The sequence below is a fragment of the Citrobacter sp. wls717 genome (genome assembly GCF_005280955.1).
Classification (GTDB): domain Bacteria; phylum Pseudomonadota; class Gammaproteobacteria; order Enterobacterales; family Enterobacteriaceae; genus Citrobacter; species Citrobacter werkmanii.
This window is the reverse complement of sequence record NZ_SZWW01000011.1, coordinates 64,388-85,605: the sequence shown is the minus strand read 5'-3', so window position 1 is coordinate 85,605 and position 21,218 is coordinate 64,388. Positions and strand designations below refer to the sequence as shown.

Below are 21,218 nucleotides of genomic sequence, written 5' to 3'. Positions count from 1 at the left end.
AAGGCACGGTGCCTTACTCAAACAACTAAGTTAAAGGGTTTATATCATGAAAAGCATCAAAACTTTTGTCGCAGTTATCGCTCTGGCTACTTCTTTCGGTTCATTCGCTGCTCAGACTGTTACCGCAACGGGTTCTACGCTGGAAAGTGCTGAAGCAAGCATTGCCGCTCAGGCTGAACGTGCAGGCGCCAGCGATTATAAAATCACCCAGGCTTACACCGGTAACCGCGTGCACATGACCGCTGAACTGCTGAAATAAGATACCTCAGTACTGTAGAAAGAGCGCCTTTGAGGCGCTTTTTTAGTTTATGCCCGCCATCCTAAACAGCGCGGTCACCACAGCGGCGGCAACGATCACCACGATCAGCGGCATTTTGCGCCAGGCGAGAAAGACCGCGAAGCCAACCCCAAGAACACGCGCCATTCCAGCAAAGTGTTCACCTTCATAAAAGGTGGTTGCCAGCGCGACGGAAAACAGCAATACCGTTGCGGCATCAGAAAGCAGGGCCTGCGAGCGTTCCGAGAACGCTAAACGACTCCCCAGTTTTGCTCCGCCTAAACGCATTAAATACGTTCCCAGAGATAATATGGCGATACCAACGATAAACAGCGTCATGTTGCCCATTATTTTTTCCTCGTCAGTAAACCAAACAGTGAGAGCAGTACCGGCAGGCCCACCGGCGCGAAAGGTATAGATGCGAGCGACAGCGCGGCACCGCTACAGGCGCGGATCAGCGTGGTCCGATTTTTAAAGGCCGGAACCACTAACGCCAGCAAAATGGCCGGGAAAACGGCATCCAGACCGATGGTTTCCGGGGCCGGGAGCAGTTTGCCGACACCTGCGCCAATCAGCGTGCCAATTGGCCAGAAAAGGGCGACGCCCAGGCCGCATAGCCAGTAGGCGGCTTTACGCTGTTCCGGCGTTTTTTGCGACAGGCCGAACACTACGCTTTCGTCGTTCATGATATGGCAGCCGAGGAAACTGGCGGCCCGGGAGCCCACCAGGTCACGCACCGTGACGCCAAACGGCACGTGCCGGGCGTTCACCAGTAAACCGGCAGCCGCAGCCGCCAGGGGGTTACCGCCGCTGGCGACGATGCCGATAAACATAAACTCGGACGCGCCGGCCAGTACCGTAATAGAAAGCACAAACGGTACCCACAGCGGGAAACCGTAAGCCATCGCCAGCGAGCCATATGACATGCCGACAACGCCGACGGCCAGACAGACGAGAAATATTGCTTTCAGCGTGTCGCCTTTGAGACAGGAAAAATAATGTTTCATACCATTTTAGCCATATCGAACGAATTTCCATTATAATGAACGCAACCATTTAGCTTTACAAGTCGAACGATTTGTTCGATATAAAAAACATGGAGTCGTGAATGACCCAGCCCATCAGTATGATCGCGAAAAGCCTGGTGCGTGAACGTCAGCGCACCGGTTTGTCACTGGCAGAGATTGCCCGCCGCGCGGGGATTGCAAAATCGACGCTCTCACAGTTGGAAGCAGGAAATGGCAACCCTAGCCTGGAAACGCTGTGGTCGCTGTGTGTGGCGTTGGATATCCCTTTTGCGCGCCTGCTGGAGCCGCAAGAGCAAAAAACGCAGGTGATTCGCCGCGGCGAAGGGACAAAAGTGGTGGCGGAACAGGCCCACTACCAGGCTATTTTACTGGCCGCCTGCCCACCGGGCGCGCGGCGGGATATCTATTTGCTGCTGACGCAGCCGGGCGCGGATCGTATTTCACAGCCGCATCCACCGGGATCGGTTGAACATATTATCGTGACGCAAGGTAAGGCGATGGTGGGATTGACGGAAGCGCCGGAAGAGTTAGGTGAGGGCGACTACATTTGTTACCCCGCCGATCGGGCGCATATCTTTAAAGCGCTGGAGCCGGATACTCAGGCGATTCTGGTTTCTGAGCAGAACTAACTGCTATGTTGCGTTGTGCCGGATGCGGCGCGTTAGCGCCTTATCCGGCCTACAAGATTATTGCAGATAAAACACTTCTTTTAGCTCTGTGCTGACCGGGCTGTTGTCCGGGTTGGCTGGCATAACGTCGCGCATATGTTTCCACCAACGCTGGCAAACGTCGGTGCTGGCAACGGCATTCCAGCGCTCCTCGGACTCTATCTCAACGGTGGCGAACAGCAGATTACGCTCCTGATCAAGATAAATCGCGTAGTGATGCGCGCCGTGTTCTTTCAGTACTGATTCCAGTTCTGGCCAGATGGGATTGTGCCGACGTTGGTACTCAACGTGCGCGTCGGCGTTTACCTGCATCACAAACGCTTTGCGGATCATAACGCCTCCAGATACAACTCGCGGACTTCATCGCGGCTGGCGATGCGCGGGTTACACGGCGCGCATGGATCGGCCAACGCTTTATCTAACCAGCCTTCAATATCCTCTTTGGTCACGCCAAGCTGGCTGAAACCGGCTGGAATACCTACCCGCTTGCTCAGGGCGCGAATGGCGTTGATGGCTTCCATGCTTGCCGCTTTATCGCTCATGCCGCGGGTATCGACGCCCATCGCCTGCGCCACGCGGGCAAAGCGAGCCTCGGCGTTCGGTCGGTTAAAATTTTCGATTATCGGCAGCAGGATGGCGTTGCAGACGCCGTGCGGCAGGTTGTGGGTTGCGCCCGGCTGGTGCGCCAGCGCATGCACCAGACCAAGACCGGCGCTGTTAAATGCCATACCCGCCAGATACTGACCAAATGCCATTTGCTCACGGGCTTCGAGGTTATGACCATCGTCAACTGCTTTCGGTAGCCACAGATTGATTAAGCGAATCGCTTCCAGCGCGTTGGCGTCGGTGAGTGGGTGTGCACCGACGGAAACATAGGCTTCCACCGCGTGGGTCAGGGCGTCCATGCCGGTTGCGGCGGTGACGGAAGCCGGGATTTCCAGCATCACGCTGGCATCATCCACGGCGATATCCGGGATGATGTTCGGGTCGATGATCACCTCTTTAACCTTGCGAGCAGAGTCGATAATCACCGCATTGCTGGTCATTTCTGCAGCTGTACCAGCGGTGGTATTGATGGCGACCAACGGAACACCGGCGTTTTTCACTTTGCCCACGCCGGAGTATGCGGTAGAAGGACCTGGGTTGGCGGTCAGGATTTTCACCGCTTTAGCGGTATCGATCGGACTGCCGCCGCCGAAGGCGATAATGTAGTCACATTCTGCGCTCTGATACGTCGCAAAACCTTTCTGCACCAGCTCTTCTGTCGGGTTTGGGAACACCTCATCAAACAGGTGGTAAGACATTTGATGTTCATCCAGCGCGCTAAACAGGCTATCCAGCAGGCCCAGTTTCACCAATTGACCATCGGTAACAATCAGCGCTTTGCCCCATTGCTTATTCGCCACGAGGTTCACCATATCGGCAATCGCTCCAGCGCCATGCAGGCTAATTTTGGGTAGTGCCAACATAAAGCTCATTACTATTCTCCTTATAATGCTAGTGCGCTTGCCAGCGGAGTCACGCCAAAACGTTTGCCGAGTGCGACCAGTTCTTCACGCGTGATGGTCTGCTTCATACCGCCCATCGAATAGATTTTGACTAAAACCTCAGCGGATTTCTCAGCGGTATCGATCAAACCGAATGCTTCATCGAGGGAGGGGCCGCTGCCGAACACGCCATGGAACGGCCACAGAACAAGCGAATGCTTCTGCATTTCCTGCGCGGTCGCCTGGCCGATTTCATCCGTACCCGGCACCATCCACGGCAAAATGCCGACGCCATCCGGGAACACCACCAGGCACTCGGTGCTGCCTTCCCACAGTTTGCGGGTGATCAGCGCGGTGTTGTTTTCCAGCACATAGGTCAGGGCGATCAGGTTGGTGGCGTGGCAGTGCATGATCACGCGATCTTTGCCGTTCGTCGCTTTAATGCGTTCGCAGTGAGAGAGGAAGTGGGCTGGCAATTCGGAGGTTGGCACCGCTTCGTGGGTCAGGCCCCAAAGGATGTGATAGCCCGCACCGTCGCTGTCCACTTTCACTACGCCTAAATTTGCCGCCGGATCGAGCTGAACGTTACGGAAAAATTTACCCGAGCCGGTGACGATAAATGGCGTATTCGCCAGCAATGGCATGGGTTGACTCAGCGCAATATAGCGCGGTTTGTCGTGGAAATCGCCGCTAAATGGCGCGATGTCTGCTTCATCCAGGCGCAGCGTCAGGTTGCCGCCGTTACGTTCATCCCAGCCTTTCAGCCACGCATCGGATGTGGCTTTGATCATTCCCTGGACAAACCAGGAATGAGTAATGTTCTGCATGTTCGGTGCTCCCATTTATTGCCCGAAGGTTATCGGGTCTTACGTAGGCCGGATAAGCGCAGCGCCATCCGGCAATCGTGTTTTATTTATTGCCGGATGGCGACGCGGGGCGTCTTATCCGGCCTACAGATCAGGTGTCGCTATTAGCTACGTTTGCTCAGGATCTCTTTTTCATAGGCGCGAACGCTATCCAGCCACTGGCTGCCCGCTGGCGTGTCGTGGCGCTGGCAATACATTTCCCAGACGGCCTGCCACGGCAGTGATTTTTGTTCTTCCAGCAGGGCCAGACGTGCGGTGTAGTCGCCGCTGGTTTCGAGCTGACGCAGTTGCTCGGTTGGTTCTAACAGCGCGCGCAGCAGGGCTTTTTTCATATTGCGGGTGCCGATAACCCATGCCGCGATGCGGTTAATGGAAGCGTCGAAGAAGTCGAGACCGATGTGTACGCGATCAAACAGGTTGTGGCGGACGATTTCGCTGGCAATCGCCTGAGTTTCATCATCCAGCAGCACCACGTGATCGCTGTCCCAGCGCACCGGACGACTGACGTGCAGCAGCAGGCGCGGTACATACAGCATGGCGGCAGAGATTTTGTCGGAAATCACTTCAGTCGGATGGAAGTGTCCCGCATCCAGGCACAGCGCGGTCTGGCGGCTGGTGGCGTAGCCCATATAGAACTCGTTGGAGCCGACGGTGTAGCTTTCGGCGCCGATGCCAAACAGCTTGCTCTCAACGGCGTCAATATGGTGCGCCGGGTCGAGTTTCTCGCTGATCACTTCGTCCAGTGCTTCCAGCAGGCGCTGGCGCGGCGCTAAACGGTCAACGGTGATATCTTTCATACCGTCCGGGATCCAGATGTTCATTATCGACGGCGTACCCAACTGTTCGCCAAAATACGCCGAGACGCGACGGCTGGCTTTGCAGTGGTCAATCCAGAACTGGCGAATGTGGTTATCGGCATGGGCCAGCGTGAAGCCGTCGGCGCTCAGCGGGTGAGAAAAGCAGGACGGGTTGAAATCCAGCCCTAACTGGTTTGCTTTCGCCCACTCAACCCAGTTTTTGAAGTGTTCCGGTTTGATTTGGTCGCGGGCAACCGGCGTATCGGATTCCAGATAGATCGCATGCAGATTCAGGCGTTTTGGACCCGGTATCAGGCTCAGCGCCTGCTCCAGATCGGCACGCAGTTCGGTCGCGTTGCGCGCTTTGCCAGGATAATTGCCGGTAGCCTGAATTCCGCCAGTGAGCGAGCCTTCCGGGTTTTCGAAACCGGCGACGTCATCGCCCTGCCAGCAGTGCATGGAGACCGGCAGACGATCGAGCTGGCGTAAGGCCGCCTCGACATCAATACCTACCGCGGCGAAACGCAGTTTTGCCAGTTCCCAGGCTTGTTCAAGTTGAGTGGTCATGCGCAAAGCTCCTTTGTCTGTCGTAGTGATTGAAACTGCGCCTGGTAGTGGGCAATTTCACTTTCCGGATTGGGAATGAAGGTGGTCAGGTCGTAGTTGGCACGCACTACCTGACGGAAATCATCGACGTTGTTAAGCTCGTCCAGCGTCATCAACTGGATGCCGATGTTGCCGAGCGTGGAGGCCTCAATCGGCCCGGACATAACGCGAATACCGCAGGCATCCGCGCACAGCTGATTCAGTAACGCGTTCTGGCAACCGCCACCAACAATGTGTAATTGGCTAAACGCTGCACCACGCAGGTCCGCCAGCTCTTGCAGAATGTCGGCATACAGCAGCGCCAGGCTGTCGAAGATACAGCGCGCCAGTTCGGCGTTTTGCAGAGGAACAGGTTGGCCCGATTCACGACAGGCCGCCTGAATTTCCGCACTCATATCGTCGGGGTTGATAAAGCGATCGTCGTTCGGGTTTATCAGGAACTGGCAAGCCGGCAGCGCTTGCGTTTCGGCGATAAGCGTTGGCAGGTCGTCGATCTGACGCTCTTTTAATACGCGCTGGAGCAGCCACAGCCCCATAATATTTTTCAGTACCCGGTAGCGCCCTTCCGCGCCGCCTTCGTTGGTAATATTCGCCGTCAACGCCGCATCGTTGGTATACGGCGTTCTGCTCTCAAAGCCCATCAGCGACCAGGTGCCGGAAGAGAGATACGCGCTGTTTTTATCGGCGAGCGGCGAAGCAATGACCGCGCTGGCCGTGTCGTGACTGGCAACCGCCACGACCGGAATTTGATTTTTCTGCGGGCAAATCCAGTGGCCAATGACGTTCCCCGGATGCGTCGGGCGACCAAACCAGGTTTTGTCTGCCCCGGTCCACGCCAGCAGCGTGTCATCCCAGTCGTCGGTATTGATATTGACTAACTGGGTGGTGGTGGCATTGGTGTATTCCCAGTTCATTTCACCGGTCAGGCGAAAACTGAAGTAGTCGGGGATCAGCAGGGCATGCGCCACCTGCGGGAGCAATTCTGGTTGCTGTTCAACCAGCGCGCGCAACTGATACAGGGTGTTAAAGGGGAGAAATTGAATACCGCTACGCCGGTAAATCTCGTTTTTACCCGGTTGCACCATCGCCTGCGACATAATGCCTGTCGTGCGATTATCACGGTAAGAGATCGGCAGACCGACGCGCTGACCGGCGTTATCGACCAGCACGTAATCCACACCCCAGGTATCAATGCCGATGCTGTCTATCAGAATGCCTTCATCGCAGACTTTCTTCAGACCCAGACGAATGTCGTTTTCCAGGCTGTCGATGTCCCAGGTGTCAAAACCGTCCGTTTTTTGTAGGCAGTTAACGAAGCGGTGGATTTCACGCAGCGTCAGGGTGCGGTGTTCACTGTCGTAACGCGCCAGCATTACGCGCCCGCTGGATGCGCCGAGATCGACAGCGACACAATGGCGAAAAGTCATAGCGAGGTCCTTCTGAGTTTTATTGCACTCAGTCTAAGAACCCCCGATAAGACGTACCTTCTTAACAGTGACAGGCACAATTAGCGGCTGGCAACATGGCAAAGGTGAACGTGATGATGTTCACAGTTTCTACTCATGGGGTGGATTCGGGCAGATGTGACGCCTTCCGCAATTCCCGATCTTTCCCACCGTATCTTGAAGAATTGACCATGTTTACGCACTTTGGCGTCAAAAATTTAAGGTGAGGGTAGTAACCCTTAATTACTATTCAGCCATATTCGCTAAACAGGGGAGCCGTCATGACTGTACTGCATTGCGTAGACTTTTTTCCGACAGGTAAAGCGCCAGTGGCTATTGAACCGCGGCTTCCTCAACCCGCGTTTCCTGAACATCATCATGATTTTCATGAAATTGTGGTGGTCGAGCATGGTACGGGGATCCACGTGTTCAACGGGCAGCCGTATGCCATCAGCGGTGGTACGGTGTGTTTCGTCCGCGATCATGACCGGCATTTATATGAACATACTGACAATTTGTGTCTGACCAATGTCCTGTATCGCTCTCCGGATGCGTTTCAATTTTTAGCCGGGCTGAATCAGCTTTTACCTCAGGAACAGAATGGGCAGTATCCATCCCATTGGCGGGTAAACCAGGGGGTATTACAGCAGGTCCGACAGTTGGTGGGGCAAATGGAAGCGCTCGGTGAAGGAATGGATACGCCGACGGCGGCAAATCGTGAAATTCTGTTTATGCAGCTACTGGTCGTGTTGCGTAAAAGCAGCCTGATGGCAGCGGCAACCGATAACGACGCGCGGCTTAACCTTCTGATGGCGTGGCTGGAAGATAACTTTGCTGATGAGGTGTGCTGGGAGGCGTTGGCCGAAAAGTTTTCGCTCTCTTTGCGCACACTGCATCGCCAGCTTAAACAACAAACGGGATTGACGCCCCAGCGCTACCTTAATCGCCTGAGGCTTATTAAAGCGAGACATCTGCTTCGTCATAGTGAGGACAGCGTGACGGATATCGCGTATCTCTGCGGTTTCGGCGACAGTAATCACTTTTCGACGCTTTTTCGCCGGGAGTTTAATTGGTCGCCACGCGATATTCGTCAGGGGCGCGATCTCATTGCGGGAAGCAGCCTGCAGTAACGCGAAAGCTATCAACGTTTTTTACCGCCGAATCTCAGATAATCATGTTCCTTAACGCCGGATGGCAGGGAATATTGTGATGGCGAATCAGCTAATCCTTCTGACATCAGACTTTTTCGCGCATGAACAGCAGGCTGTCGCCGTGGCTGACCGTTATCCGCAGGATGTCTTTGCGGAACATACCCATGAATTTTGCGAGCTGGTCCTGGTCTGGCGCGGCAATGGTCTGCATGTTCTTAACGATCGTCCGTACCGGATAACCCGTGGCGATCTGTTTTACATTCGCGCTGAAGACAAACATTCCTACACTTCCGTAAATGACCTAGTTTTGCAAAATATCATCTACTGCCCGGAGCGGTTAACGCTGAATGTTGACTGGGAAGGGGCGATCCCCGGATTTAACGGTACGCCACGGCAGCCGCACTGGCGACTCGGCAGCGTTGGCATGACTCAGGCCAGGCAGGTGATAAGCCAGCTTGAGCATGAAAGCAATCAACGCGATGCGCAGGCTTTTAACATGGCGGAACTGCTGTTCGGGCAACTGGTGACCCTCCTTAAACGCCATCGTTATGCGACAGATACGCTCCCGGCAACGTCGAGTGAAACACTGTTGGATAAACTCATTACCGCATTAGCCGGGAGTCATGAGCATGCTTTCGAACTGGATAAATTTTGCGAGCGCGAACAGTGCAGCGAACGCGTTTTGCGCCAGCAGTTTCGCAGCCAGACCGGGATGACCATCAACCAGTATCTCCGCCAGGTGCGGGTTTGCCATGCTCAGTATCTGCTCAAGCACAGCCGGTTAATGATTAGTGAGATTTCCATGCGCTGTGGCTTTGAGGACAGTAACTACTTTTCGGTGGTGTTTACGCGGGAAACCGGGATGACGCCGAGCCAGTGGCGTCATCTGGCTGAGTGAGTAACCATGATTACGTCGGATATCAAGATGATAAAATCTGACAGCGATCCCTCCAAAAATTGAAAATTTCGCGATGGCTCACTTCTGTAAATAAAGCCTAAAATAGGAATAACGACCATTATCAGGAGAGAATGATCAGCGTATGTTGAAATAATTTACCAGAAATTATTGGGCGTTAAACAATGCAGGCTTCTGACTATTTAAGAATGAAATTTCAAAATGACAGGCGGCTGGCGCTAACCACTCAGAATGCGGTTGGTGGAGTTTTGCAGTCAGCCCGGGGAGTTGCTTCAGATATATATTCGGGTATGGAGCGAGCTAGTTGGTATTCATCATGCTTTATACCGCAATACAATGATGTTTGTCAGGAGTTAAAGACTGAAGAAATAAGAATACTCTATTCCATAGAGTCTATATATAGATATCGTGATGTAATTGCATATATGCTCTATTTGTACTTCAAAATGATAAGTGATGATGTTGATGAAGGTAATCCAGAAGGTTCGGCGCGTCAGTTAATCAGAAAAATGTCAGCAATAGCCTCTCATATGAATATTGCAGGAGGGACCAGGTACGCTTTTGCTTCCGCGGCTTCTCTTGCGTTGTCTCAGTCTGGTTTAATGTCTAAAATCATTGTTGAACGTCTATCTGCAAAGCTACCACAAGCAGTATTCGTGCTTCAGTTTTTCGGCGTTCAACAAAAGTGTGCGCTTGCTGCCCGTCATCTAAAAGCAGTGGATTCAAATTATTATTGGATTTTATATCAGGCAAAGCTTGAAATGCTTTATTATTTTGTCGAACCAGCAATTTCCAAAATGATTAGCAGAGCAAAGTCTCAACTCTTCTCAAATCTTGATGACTTAGCTGATTTTTTACAGGGGGATTTTAGTGTTTAAGAGTTTGATAACACTTTTATTAGAAGGTGTAGTGTTTCCAGTTCTGGTAATAGGCTTTGGTTTATTATGGCTTCATCTGTTCCCTAAATATTGTTTATTGCTAACATTAATTACACTTATTATTCTGATGTGGTTGTTTCCCCGATTGACTTCACGGTTCACCAAGTTTAAATAAAAGGAGTTTAAATGTCTAACCCAGCTTATTTGTGGCTAACAGATGAAAATGGTTCTCCTATGTCAGGCTCATCTCTGGTTGTCGGACGTGTCGGAGCTATTGAAATAAAGTCACTGACTCACAATATCAATATCCCGGTTGATAGTAATACAGGGCGCCTAACGGGTACGCGAATTCATGCACCCATCATGTTTCAAAAAGAATTCGACCGGGTTACACCTTTTTTGTACAGAGCATTAAGTACCGGAGCTACGCTCAAATCAGCGACGATCAAAATGTACTCAATTAATGAAGCAGGGATTGAAAAGGAATATTTCAACATCATTCTTCACAACGTAAAGCTTACGTCCATCACGCCTGATTTGTATCCCGGCTCATCAACAGGTACACATCTTGAAACGGTACTGCTTCGCTACGAGAAAATCACCTGGAAGCATTGCGATGGTAATATCATCTATACCGATGAATGGAATCACCGTACTACCTATTAAAAAATTAATCTGGCAAATAAAAATTTGTGTGTATCAAACTAACGATAGATGACGCCGAGCCAGTGGCGTCATCTCAGTACCCAGCATGCTTAGCTGGCCATTCCCAGACCAACAATGTTTGCCGCGACAATAATTACCACGCAGCCAAGACTCAGTACGCTGACCGGACGTCGACCCGCATTTTTCCACTCTTTCAATACCAGACCAACAATCCCGCCGCACAGGACATAGAAACTCATGTGCAGCATCCAGCTTACATAGTCATACTGTGCCGGAATACGCGCGTGACCCCAGGCGTAGAAGAAAAATTGCAGATACCACATCAAGCCACCGAGCGCGGAGAGTAGCACGTTGCTGATGATCAGCGGTTTTGCCAGCGAGAAGTCGGCTTTTATCGACAAGTTCTTCACTTTTGCCAGACGAATAAAGCAAAAACCCAGGTTAACCAGCGCACCACCGCCCATGATAACCACATAGCTGGGCAGAGCGACATACAGCGGGTCCACACCCAATGCGGCGGCGGCATCGTGCATCGGTTTCGCGGCGTTCATCGCAAATGACATCCCCGCGGAGAAAATGCCGCACATGACCGCCAGAACCAACCCTTTTTTCAGGTTGAACTCTTCGGCTTTGATGCCCATTTTGCGTTCTTTTAATTGACCCGCACGGGTAACAATGCCCACGCCAATCAGTGCGACCAACACGCCAAGCAGCGTCATGCGTCCGCCGGAGGTGTTGATCAGCACATCAAAGTTGCCGTTGATAATCGGGGTCATCAGCGTGCCGACAATCAGCGTAATACCTATCGCAATGCCGATACCCATCGACATACCGAGATAGCGCATGGTCAGGCCATAGTTAATGTTGCCAATCCCCCACATCGCCCCGAAAAGAAATACCGGGGCTAGTGTGGAAAGGCTGAAGGAGCTGAAGTAGGCCCAGAAATTGGGAAGTAACATAGCGCTGATAGTCCACGGAAGGATAAGCCAGGAGACGATCCCGCCTACCGACCACATCGTTTCCCATGACCAATGTTTGACCTGCTTGAACGGGGCATAGAAACAAGCTGCACTGGCTGCGCCTATCAAATGCCAAAAGATACCCATCGTAATCGCGTTACTCATGACTTAATCCTCGTTATTTTTTATCGTCGGTAATGACCCCTCCGACCTGACGAGTTTAAAAATTACGCAGGGTATTAACCTTTTAACGCTTGCCGCCATTTTGCGCATGTTGGCAATCATCACGTTAAGTGGGTGATTCGGTTCACATCTTTTACAATGAACTGATTGATTAAAACCTTGTAAAAAGTACGGCATTGATAATCATTTTCAATATCATTTAATTAACTATAATGACCCAACTGCTTACGCGGCGTTAACACTGGCCGCCCGACAACACTGGAGATGATTATGAGTTATACACTGCCATCCCTGCCGTACGCTTATGATGCCCTTGAACCGCACTTCGATAAGCAGACGATGGAAATTCACCATACCAAACACCACCAGACTTACGTAAACAACGCAAACGCTGCGCTGGAAAGTCTGCCTGAATTCGCCAGCCTGTCGGCTGAAGAGCTGATCACCAAACTGGATCAACTGCCAGCGGACAAGAAAACCGTACTGCGTAACAACGCCGGCGGCCACGCTAACCACAGCCTGTTCTGGAAAGGCCTGAAAACCGGCACGACGCTGCAGGGCGACCTGAAAGCGGCTATCGAACGTGACTTCGGCTCTGTTGACAACTTCAAAGCTGAATTTGAAAAAGCAGCGGCCACCCGTTTCGGCTCCGGCTGGGCGTGGCTGGTTCTGCAAGGTGACAAACTGGCTGTTGTTTCCACCGCTAACCAGGATTCCCCGCTGATGGGTGAAGCCATTTCTGGCGCTTCTGGCTTCCCTATCGTCGGTCTGGACGTTTGGGAACACGCTTACTACCTGAAATTCCAGAACCGTCGTCCGGACTACATTAAAGAGTTCTGGAACGTGGTGAACTGGGACGAAGCAGCAGCGCGTTTCGCCGCTAAAAAATAAGTTCTACGCTTAAATAATGCCCCTGCAAGCACTGCTTGTGGGGGCTTTTTTGTGATCAAAATCAACATGGGAACGATGATCCATTTAAATTGAAACAATGTTTTATTGTGCGGGTGGGATCACTTTTATAATTCCTCTGAATGTCTATCTTCTGTTCATCAAGACGGGCGCATCTCAAAAGCAAGATGCAATCGCCCATAAAAATTGCCCCATTTTTATGTCTACAGGTGATGGAAATGCAGATCAAACGAACGATAGAGAGAATCCCTGGCGGGATGATGCTGGTGCCGCTTTTCCTCGGCGCGTTATGTCACACCTTTTCACCCGGCGCCGGGAAATATTTCGGCTCATTTACCAACGGTATGATCACCGGTACGGTGCCTATTCTGGCGGTCTGGTTTTTTTGTATGGGCGCGTCGATTAAGCTAAGTGCAACCGGCACCGTGCTGCGTAAATCCGGCACGCTGGTCATCACCAAAATTTTGGTGGCGTGGGTGGTGGCGGCAATTGCCTCACGCATCCTGCCGGAACACGGTGTGGAAGTCGGGTTCTTCGCCGGGTTGTCCACGTTGGCGCTGGTGGCCGCCATGGATATGACCAACGGTGGGCTGTACGCCTCGATTATGCAGCAGTATGGCACCAAAGAAGAGGCCGGGGCATTTGTCCTGATGTCTCTGGAATCAGGCCCGCTGATGACCATGGTGATTCTGGGAACCGCCGGGATTGCTTCGTTTGAACCGCACGTGTTTGTAGGGGCTGTATTACCATTCCTGATTGGCTTTGCGCTGGGTAATCTGGACCCTGAACTGCGGGAGTTCTTCAGCAAAGCGGTGCAGACGCTGATCCCGTTCTTCGCCTTCGCGCTGGGTAACACCATCGATTTGAGCGTGATTGCGCAGACCGGCGTGCTGGGGATTCTGCTGGGCGTGGCGGTGATTATCATCACCGGGATCCCATTGATTATCGCCGATAAACTGATTGGCGGCGGCGATGGAACGGCGGGGATTGCCGCTTCCAGTTCAGCGGGTGCGGCGGTTGCCACGCCGGTACTGATTGCTGAAATGGTTCCGGCATTTAAACCGATGGCGCCAGCGGCAACCTCTCTGGTGGCGACCTCGGTGATTGTGACCTCCATTCTGGTACCGATTATCACGTCCATCTGGTCGAAAAAGGTCAAAGCCAGGGCGGCGGAAATTGATCTTCGTGGTACCGTGAAGTAAGCCTCTTTTGCCGGATGGTCTGCGCCATCCGGCTTAGTCAGTTAACCTTTGACGACGAACACCTCATCAATAGTCCGACATTCCCCCTCATTCAACTCTCCGCCAGCATTACGTGACACGCCGGTGCAGTAGCCAAACTTACGCGATACCACGGTTTTGATGGTGGTGACAAAATCTTCGCCAATGGCGTAGATGGACATATAGGTGCCAATCTGGTCCTGAATATCGCGAAGCATCGCCAGGTCGCCCTGCTTAAACGCCTCCCGCGCGCTGACAAACAGTTCCGGCATGACGTTGTTCAACCCTGAAATAATCCCCGCCCCGCCTGCCAGCAGGTTAGGAATGTAGTATTCGTCATAACCGGACAGTACGGCAAAATCTTCCCGCACGGCGCGCGTTGTCTGAATCATACTGCGGGTATGTGACTGACAGTCGACGGTATCTTTGATGCCTGCGAAATCTGGGAACTCGGCAGCGAGAGTGGCAACCAGCTCCGGCGTTAAATCACAGCCGGTACGCGCCGGGAAATTATAGGCAAACCATTTACCGCTGAGTTTCTGTCCCAACTGGCGGAAGTAGCTCAGCAGCTGTTTCGCCGTTTGTCCGTAGTAGTAAGGCGGCAGGATCATCACGGCATCATAACCTGTGCGATATGCTTCCTGCGCCATCAACAGAACATCATTCTGGCAGGTGGATGAGACGTTGGCGACCATCTTCAGCGAGCTCATGGCCCGGGCTTCACGGATCAGCAGCAGTCGTTCTTCGAGCGTAAAGGAAGCAAACTCCCCGATGCTGCCCATCAGCAAAATCACGTCGATTTTGGCCTCGGTTAAACGTTTGAGATGCTGGCTCAGACCGTTGAGATCGATCTTGCCGTCATTATCCATTGGCGTAATGGAAGGGCACCAGACGCCAGCAAATTGCGATTGACCAGTCACGTAGTCGACTCCTTATTTGAAATGATGTTTCAAAACCAGCTTACATTGATAGCATGTGTCCCTAAGCTTCATGTGAACCGTGCTCTCATTTTGAGCGACTGGGATAAAATAAATATGGTGTAATGGGGGAAATTTATCGGGAGAGGGAACAGATGCGATATCCGGTCGATGTTTTTACAGGCAAGATTCGGGACTACACGGGAAGCCGTCCCAGCGCGATTGCTAAAGTTCAGGTCGATGGTGAGCTGATGCTGACCGAACTGGGCCTGACGGGGGATGAACAGGCGGAAACGAAAATTCACGGCGGACCGGATCGCGCGCTGTGCCACTATCCGCGTGAACACTATCAGCACTGGAGACAAGAGTTTCCGGAGCAGGCGGAGTTATTTGTCGCGCCCGCTTTTGGCGAAAACCTCTCCACTGAGGGGCTGACGGAAGAGAATGTGTATATTGGCGACATTTTCCAGTGGGGAGACGCGCTGATTCAGGTCACACAGCCGCGCTCGCCGTGCTTTAAGCTGAATTTCCATTTTGGCATTAGTGATATGGCCAGCCAGATGCAGAATGCGGGCAAGACGGGCTGGCTATGCAGCGTCATCGCTCCCGGTCAGGTTTCGGCGGACGCGCCGTTGATCCTGACGTCACGCGTCAGCGACGTCAGCGTGCGCGAGGCGATTGCCATTGCCTGGCATATGCCGTTTGATGACTCGCAGTATCACCGTTTACTGTCGGCTGCCGGGTTATCGAAGAGCTGGACCAGAACGATGCAAAAGCGCCGTTTAAGCGGCAAGATCGAAGATAATTCCCGCCGTTTGTGGGGGAAATAACGCTCACCTTTAGCTTGCCATTAAATCAGGTGGCGACACCTGATTTATCGTCCTCATGGTTCATCTCCTCACGTACTAAAACCTGCCTGTCGCGCCATGTGTCCAGGCCATTCTTGATACCTGGCCCACAAAAAGAAACGATGCGTTGAAAAAAAACTTGAGTATTTCGTGCACTCAAATATCTTAGCTTCAAATTGGTTTAAACCAGATTGAGTGAGATGAAAAAGAAAAACAATGTTGATGTGCTCAGAGAGCGCTTTGAAAGCTGGTTAAACGAGAATAATTTGCCAGCGGGCTCCAAATTGCCTTCGGAGAGAGAGCTATGTGAGCTGCTGGATGCAAAGCGCATGACCTTACGTCAGGTTCTGATCGAGCTGGAGATTGATGCACGTATTTTCCGCAAGAACCGTAGCGGGTGGTTTATTTCATCGAAGCGATTCATTTATAACCCGAAATCACTTTCCAGCTTCAATGCCGAGGCCTGTGCCCAGGGGCGTAAACCTTTTTGGGATTATTTGACCAAGGAAACGATTGAGACGGTTCCGCACCATGTTGAGGATGTTTTTCTCTCCTCCGGCGATCGCTATTTAGTTACCGGCTGGTGTGGTCTTGATTCGCATAAAGTGTTTTATCATGAATCCTATATTGATGCCGATGTTGCGCCAGGATTCATAAACAAACTTGGCAATCAGTCTTTTGCCAGCGTCTGGGAAGATGCGTTTGGTCATGTATTAAATATCAAAGAAATGATTTTTAAACCGGTCAACATGCCGGAAGTGGCCTGTAAAGAACTGGGCGTTGCGCCAAATACTTATGGAATTTTAGTAGAAAAACATCGGGCAACCCGAGATAAAAAAGTGGTTCAGGTTGATTTTGAGTACTGGCGACTTGAATCAGTGGAACTTGTTATTCGTGATGAATGAGAAAACTATGGGAAAATATAACCAGGAACTTCTCGCTGAACGCGCGAGAAATATACCGCTGTACCTACATGCTTATGCCTTTCATCTGAATATGCGCTATGAGAGAGTCCTTCCTGGCGATCTTCTGGATATTGCATATCAGCAAAAATTAAAAGGTGTAAAAATACATGTTGAGGATGGTGAATCCCAGTCACTGCAGAAACTAAACGATCGACAGTTACACGATTTTAAAGAAAAGGCCAAAAAATATAATTTGGATGTGCATATCGAAACGAGCGCATCGGACAAGGCGACGTTGACGGATGCGATCCGTATTGCCGTGGCAACTGGCGCAACGTCAGTTCGTTTCTACCCGCGCTATGAAGGGCATCTCAACGATGTTATGGCGAAGATCGCCAATGATATTGCGTGGTTGTCTCAGTATGATGATTGCGGCCTAAGCTTTACCATCGAGCAGCATGAAGATCTGCAAGGCCATGAGCTGGTGACGCTGGTTAAGAATAGTGGAATGAAGAATCTCTCTATTCTGTTTGATTTTGGCAACATGATTAATGCCAATGAGCAGCCGCTTTCTGCGTTAGAGGTTATGTCTCCTCTGATCACTCAGGTACATATCAAAGACGCTAAAATTATTAAAGAAGGTAAAGGCTGGGGGCATGAGGCTTGTCGTTCTGGATACGGCGACTTACCCATGGAAGAGATGCTCAAAGCATTATTACTCTTAGGTGAAGATAAACCGCAAGTACATGCATTTGGTCTGGAAGAAGAGGTTGAATATTATGCACCGGCATTTCGTTTCGATGATGAAGGTGATAATCCCTGGATCCCATGGCGCGATGCAAGTTATACGCCGCTACCTGACGCTGACATGATTGATGCGCGACTGGCGCAGGAAAAAGAACATGCTCTGGCTCAAATAAAATATATTCGTGACTTGTGTAATAAATTTATAGGTAATCAATAACTTTTTAAAATTTTACTAAATGCGAAAAGGGTTATGAAAATAACTCTACAATTTTATTAATTATATAATTTAATCTGGATATTTCTCTCAACAAGCAATGAGGGTTTACTCATGTTCATGAATAAATGGGCAAGGCTTTGTTTTTTGATTTTAGGCGGCGGCACAATATTCAAACTTTCAAGTATGAAAGATGTTTTCTATGTGCCAATGCAAAATGACTGGGGTTTAACCAATACGCAGATTGGCTTAAGCTTTACGGTTTATACGATTGTTCAGACAACCGGACTGTTTCTTTCGCTCTATATTGCAGACCGTTATTCTAAGAAAATATTATTACCCTTTGGTCTGATCGGCGTAGGGCTTTGCGGTTTATATCTGGCAACGCTACCGTCATTTACCGGTTATCTCATTTGCTTTGCCGCAATGGCGTTCTTTGCCGATGTGGTGTATTGGCCGGTATTGCTGAAAGCCGTACGTCTGCTGGGTACGAAAGAAGAACAAGGTCGCATGTTTGGCTTTTTAGAAGCCGGACGCGGCGTGGTGGATGTCATCGTCGCTTCTGGCGCCCTGTTTGTTTTTGTTCAGTTTGGTGAAGGCAAAGCGGGAATGCAGGCGGGTCTGTTGTTTTATACGGTCATTACGCTTGCGGCAGGTATTGTGACGTACTTTATTGTCGATGACGACAAAGTGAAAGGCGGCGAGAATACCAGTGCTAATATGGAAGTGTTAAAGGGTATTAAACATGTTTTGTCCTGCCCTAACGTCTGGTTGGCTTCTTTAGGGATTTTCTTCGTTTACGCCGCATATTGTGGGCTGACTTACTTTATCCCCTTCTTAAAAGACATCTACATGTTGCCGGTAGCACTGGTCGGCGCGTACGGCATCATCAACCAGTATGCGTTAAAAATGGTAGGAGGGCCGATTGGTGGGCTGCTGGCGGATAAGGTTGCTAAATCGCCGACGGTGTACCTGAAATGGACCTTTCTGATCTCTGCCGTTGCGATGCTTGTTTTCATGCAGTTGCCGCATCAAACAATGAACGTGTATATCGGTATGGCCGCAACATTAGGATTCGGGGCGATTATCTTCTCACAGCGTGCGATTTTCTTCGCGCCGATGGATGAGATTGGTACGCCACGTGAGTATGCCGGTTCGGCAATGGCATTTGGTTGCATCATCGGTTATATGCCCGCCATGTTTGCGTACACGTTATACGGCTATTTGCTGGACACCAATAGCGGCATCACGGGCTACAACTATGTCTTTAGCGTGATGATTGCGTTCAGCTTAATGGGCTTTATCTGTTCGACAATCCTGGTGAAGCGGATTAAAAAGCAAAAGCTAGCGGCTGCGACCGCAACTGCATAATGTGAGTGCTTCCCCGGCAATACGTGACCGGGGAAGCCTGTTAAGCGCGTTTGTACAGCGGTAACCAAATCACCAGCCGTAAACCACCCAGCGGGCTGTCTTCGGCCTTCACCCAGCCACGATGCTGCTGGATCGCGGTTTCCACAATCGCCAGACCCAGCCCCGTTCCGCCAGACTCGCGATCGCGCGCCTCATCGGTACGATAGAACGGACGGAAAATCTGCTCCCGGTCTTCAGGGCTAACACCCGGACCATCGTCGTCCACGGTGATGGTGATCCCGTCTTTATCCACCGCGAAGCCCACTTCAATCTGCGTGTGTGAATAGCGCAGGGCGTTGCGCACAATGTTTTCCAGTGCGCTTTCCAGCGCATTTGGGTTACCGTACAGCGGCCACGGACCCGGCGGGAAATTCACCGTGAGCGATTTACCCATTTGCTCGGCTTCAAAGGCGGCGTTATCCAGCACTTCGCCCCATAGCTGATTGGCTTTCACCGTTTCACTGACCAGCGCGTTTTTCTGCTGATTACGTGACATCACCAGCAGGTCGTTGATCATGCTGTCCAGCCGATGCGCTTCTGTTTCAATGCGCTCCAGCTCCTTGCTCTCGCCACTACGACGACGCAGCAGGGCAGTGCCCAGTTGCAGACGCGTCAACGGCGTTCTCAACTCATGAGAGATGTCCGACAGCAGGCGTTGCTGCGTGGTCATCATCCGCTCCAGCGCCGTCACCATCTGGTTAAAGCTGGCGCCCGCCGCCAGAAACTCCTGCGGACCGGCTTCCAGTTCCGGATGCTGACGCAGGTTGCCCTGGGCCACTTCATCTGCCGCGTTTTTCAACTTACGCGCCGGTTTCGCCAGACTCCAGGCAAGCCAGAGCAATAACGGAGAGCTGACTAACATGGTGACGATCAGCAACAACAGCGGTCGGTCGAACAGCAGGTTGATAAAGTCAGATTGCGAGCTGCTGGCAGGTCGAATGAGATACAGCTGGTAGTTATCTTCACCGTCTCTGACGGAAAAAGGCCCGACCATCTCAACGCGACCGTATTTTTTCTTTTGCGGATGGTCGGCGTTATCGGCCTGACCAATAAAGTTACGAATGATCTGCATTTCGTTGCGTTCTGCGCCGATCACGCGTCCTTCCGTGGTAACAAGTAATAACCGCTGTCCTGGCGGCGCCCACTTGTCTATCGCCCGAAACAAGCGACGCCACCACATCAAATCGTTGGGTGGATCGTTCGCCAGTTCAGCTTCAACGTGTTGCTCAATCATCAACCCCTGGCGCTGCTCGCTGTCCAGTAGCTCGGTCATCTGACGTGAGTCGAGCTTGGGTAGCATCAGTACCAACATCAACACCAGTGCCAGCGTCAACCAGAAGATGGCAAAGATGCGTGCGGTTAAACTCCCTATCATGAAGCGGAGACCATCAGGTAGCCACGACCACGCAGCGTTTTAAACCACGGATGCCCATCTTTACGCTCTGGCAGCTTACGACGCAGGTTCGAGATATGCATGTCGATCGCGCGATCAAAAGGCGTCAGGCGTTTGCCCAGCACTTCCTGGCTTAGATGTTCACGCGAAACCACCTGGCCGAGATGCTGCGCCAGCAAATAGAGCAGGGTGAATTCGGTGCCGGTTAGCTCCAGAGTTTGCCCGTCGAAGCTGGCTTCCTGGCGACCTGGGTTGAGGCTTAACGCATCCACTTCCAGAGTCGGCGAACCGTTGTCGCTGCTCTGCTGCTGTTCGCTCCAGTGCGAGCGACGCAGAATAGCGCGGATGCGCGCGACCAGTTCGCGGTCGTTAAACGGTTTCGGTAAATAGTCGTCCGCGCCCAGTTCAAGGCCGAGAACGCGATCCAATTCGCTGCCGCGAGCGGTCAGCATGATTACGGGGGTCTGGTGTGTCTGGCGAAGCGCTTTCAGTGTATCGATGCCGTTTTTCTTCGGCATCATGACGTCGAGCAAAAGTAAATCGATGCTGTCATCCAGAAGCTCGAGCGCCTGCTCCCCATCATGGGCAACCAGCACATCGAAACCTTCCATTTCGAGCAACTCCTTTAACAGGGAAGTCAGCTCTCGGTCATCATCAACTAACAGGATTTTATTCATTGTTTACGTACCTCCGAGGCAGAAATTACGTCATCAGGCGTCGCTAATCTA

The 21,218-nt window shown here is 51.6% G+C and carries 23 protein-coding genes; 12 read left to right on the top strand and 11 right to left on the bottom strand.

Annotated elements, in window-relative coordinates; all coding sequences use genetic code 11:
* The first annotated feature begins 46 nt into the window (after positions 1-46).
* Positions 47-259 (top strand): DUF1471 domain-containing protein, encoded by a 213-nt coding sequence (locus FDX09_RS09240; protein WP_038635907.1) that lies wholly within the window; start codon positions 47-49, stop codon positions 257-259.
* Positions 260-301: 42 nt separating this feature from the next.
* Here the strand turns inward: FDX09_RS09240 and FDX09_RS09235 are convergent, their stop codons facing one another.
* Positions 302-625, bottom strand: coding sequence for an AzlD domain-containing protein (locus tag FDX09_RS09235; RefSeq protein WP_137347093.1), 324 nt, complete (start codon positions 623-625; stop codon positions 302-304).
* Positions 625-1,284 (bottom strand): AzlC family ABC transporter permease, encoded by a 660-nt coding sequence (locus FDX09_RS09230; RefSeq protein ID WP_121529786.1) that lies wholly within the window; start codon positions 1,282-1,284, stop codon positions 625-627. Before FDX09_RS09230 ends, FDX09_RS09235 begins: the two co-directional genes overlap by 1 nt.
* A gap of 101 nt (positions 1,285-1,385) precedes the next feature.
* Between FDX09_RS09230 and FDX09_RS09225 the strand changes: the two genes are divergently transcribed.
* Positions 1,386-1,934, top strand: a complete 549-nt coding sequence (locus tag FDX09_RS09225) for an XRE family transcriptional regulator (protein WP_003825255.1) — start codon at positions 1,386-1,388, stop codon at positions 1,932-1,934.
* Between the two features lie 57 nt (positions 1,935-1,991).
* Here FDX09_RS09225 and rhaM read toward each other — a convergent pair whose 3' ends face one another.
* From rhaM to rhaB, 5 genes are all read right to left on the bottom strand, one after another.
* The gene (gene rhaM / locus FDX09_RS09220; protein ID WP_038635917.1) at positions 1,992-2,306 is read right to left on the bottom strand and encodes an L-rhamnose mutarotase; all 315 of its coding nucleotides are present in this window, start codon (positions 2,304-2,306) and stop codon (positions 1,992-1,994) included.
* Positions 2,303-3,451, bottom strand: a complete 1,149-nt coding sequence (fucO, locus tag FDX09_RS09215; protein WP_038635920.1) for a lactaldehyde reductase — start codon at positions 3,449-3,451, stop codon at positions 2,303-2,305. Before fucO ends, rhaM begins: the two co-directional genes overlap by 4 nt.
* Before the next feature lie 11 nt (positions 3,452-3,462).
* Entirely contained in the window at positions 3,463-4,287 is an 825-nt protein-coding gene (gene rhaD / locus FDX09_RS09210; protein WP_137347092.1) for a rhamnulose-1-phosphate aldolase, read from the bottom strand.
* Positions 4,288-4,430: 143 nt separating this feature from the next.
* Complete coding sequence (gene rhaA, locus FDX09_RS09205; protein ID WP_137347091.1) at positions 4,431-5,690, bottom strand: L-rhamnose isomerase; 1,260 nt, start codon at positions 5,688-5,690, stop codon at positions 4,431-4,433.
* Entirely contained in the window at positions 5,687-7,156 is a 1,470-nt protein-coding gene (gene rhaB, locus FDX09_RS09200; RefSeq protein WP_137347090.1) for a rhamnulokinase, read from the bottom strand. The genes rhaA and rhaB overlap by 4 nt, the downstream gene beginning before the upstream one ends.
* Before the next feature lie 299 nt (positions 7,157-7,455).
* Here rhaB and rhaS point away from each other — a divergent pair, with 299 nt between their 5' ends.
* The 4 genes from rhaS (at position 7,456) to tssD (ending at position 10,785) form a co-directional block, all read left to right on the top strand.
* Positions 7,456-8,304, top strand: a complete 849-nt coding sequence (rhaS, locus tag FDX09_RS09195) for an HTH-type transcriptional activator RhaS (protein WP_038635932.1) — start codon at positions 7,456-7,458, stop codon at positions 8,302-8,304.
* 79 nt (positions 8,305-8,383) lie between these two features.
* On the top strand, positions 8,384-9,223 hold the full coding sequence (gene rhaR / locus FDX09_RS09190) for an HTH-type transcriptional activator RhaR (protein WP_110496321.1): 840 nt from the start codon (positions 8,384-8,386) through the stop codon (positions 9,221-9,223).
* Positions 9,224-9,405: 182 nt separating this feature from the next.
* Positions 9,406-10,119 (top strand): hypothetical protein, encoded by a 714-nt coding sequence (locus FDX09_RS09185; RefSeq protein WP_137347089.1) that lies wholly within the window; start codon positions 9,406-9,408, stop codon positions 10,117-10,119.
* Between the two features lie 186 nt (positions 10,120-10,305).
* A complete protein-coding gene (gene tssD, locus FDX09_RS09180; RefSeq protein ID WP_137347088.1) occupies positions 10,306-10,785 on the top strand; it encodes a type VI secretion system tube protein TssD in 480 nt (159 codons plus the stop codon).
* Between the two features lie 89 nt (positions 10,786-10,874).
* Here the strand turns inward: tssD and rhaT are convergent, their stop codons facing one another.
* Positions 10,875-11,909: an L-rhamnose/proton symporter RhaT gene (rhaT, locus tag FDX09_RS09175; protein ID WP_042313441.1), complete on the bottom strand. Its 1,035-nt coding sequence runs from the start codon at positions 11,907-11,909 to the stop codon at positions 10,875-10,877.
* Between the two features lie 288 nt (positions 11,910-12,197).
* On the opposite strand from rhaT, the gene sodA reads away from it, so the two are divergent.
* Together sodA and kdgT are read left to right on the top strand one after the other, a co-directional pair.
* Positions 12,198-12,818 (top strand): superoxide dismutase [Mn], encoded by a 621-nt coding sequence (gene sodA / locus FDX09_RS09170; protein WP_038635943.1) that lies wholly within the window; start codon positions 12,198-12,200, stop codon positions 12,816-12,818.
* A 236-nt stretch (positions 12,819-13,054) separates the two neighbouring features.
* A complete protein-coding gene (gene kdgT / locus FDX09_RS09165) occupies positions 13,055-14,038 on the top strand; it encodes a 2-keto-3-deoxygluconate transporter (protein ID WP_038635946.1) in 984 nt (327 codons plus the stop codon).
* 41 nt (positions 14,039-14,079) lie between these two features.
* Here the strand turns inward: kdgT and FDX09_RS09160 are convergent, their stop codons facing one another.
* The gene (locus tag FDX09_RS09160; protein ID WP_137347087.1) at positions 14,080-14,976 is read right to left on the bottom strand and encodes a dihydrodipicolinate synthase family protein; all 897 of its coding nucleotides are present in this window, start codon (positions 14,974-14,976) and stop codon (positions 14,080-14,082) included.
* A 152-nt stretch (positions 14,977-15,128) separates the two neighbouring features.
* Here FDX09_RS09160 and yiiM point away from each other — a divergent pair, with 152 nt between their 5' ends.
* From yiiM to FDX09_RS09140, 4 genes are all read left to right on the top strand, one after another.
* Positions 15,129-15,803, top strand: coding sequence for a 6-hydroxyaminopurine reductase (yiiM, locus tag FDX09_RS09155; protein ID WP_137347086.1), 675 nt, complete (start codon positions 15,129-15,131; stop codon positions 15,801-15,803).
* 218 nt (positions 15,804-16,021) lie between these two features.
* Positions 16,022-16,726: a GntR family transcriptional regulator gene (locus tag FDX09_RS09150; protein WP_060683053.1), complete on the top strand. Its 705-nt coding sequence runs from the start codon at positions 16,022-16,024 to the stop codon at positions 16,724-16,726.
* Between the two features lie 7 nt (positions 16,727-16,733).
* Positions 16,734-17,690 (top strand): TIM barrel protein, encoded by a 957-nt coding sequence (locus FDX09_RS09145; RefSeq protein ID WP_060683767.1) that lies wholly within the window; start codon positions 16,734-16,736, stop codon positions 17,688-17,690.
* Positions 17,691-17,807: 117 nt separating this feature from the next.
* Complete coding sequence (locus FDX09_RS09140) at positions 17,808-19,058, top strand: MFS transporter (RefSeq protein ID WP_087856673.1); 1,251 nt, start codon at positions 17,808-17,810, stop codon at positions 19,056-19,058.
* Between the two features lie 40 nt (positions 19,059-19,098).
* Here FDX09_RS09140 and cpxA read toward each other — a convergent pair whose 3' ends face one another.
* Positions 19,099-20,472 carry an envelope stress sensor histidine kinase CpxA gene (gene cpxA, locus FDX09_RS09135; protein ID WP_042313425.1) on the bottom strand — a complete coding sequence of 458 codons (1,374 nt, stop codon included), beginning with the start codon at positions 20,470-20,472 and terminating at the stop codon, positions 19,099-19,101.
* The gene (gene cpxR / locus FDX09_RS09130; RefSeq protein ID WP_038635960.1) at positions 20,469-21,167 is read right to left on the bottom strand and encodes an envelope stress response regulator transcription factor CpxR; all 699 of its coding nucleotides are present in this window, start codon (positions 21,165-21,167) and stop codon (positions 20,469-20,471) included. Before cpxR ends, cpxA begins: the two co-directional genes overlap by 4 nt.
* Positions 21,168-21,218 lie beyond the last annotated feature (51 nt).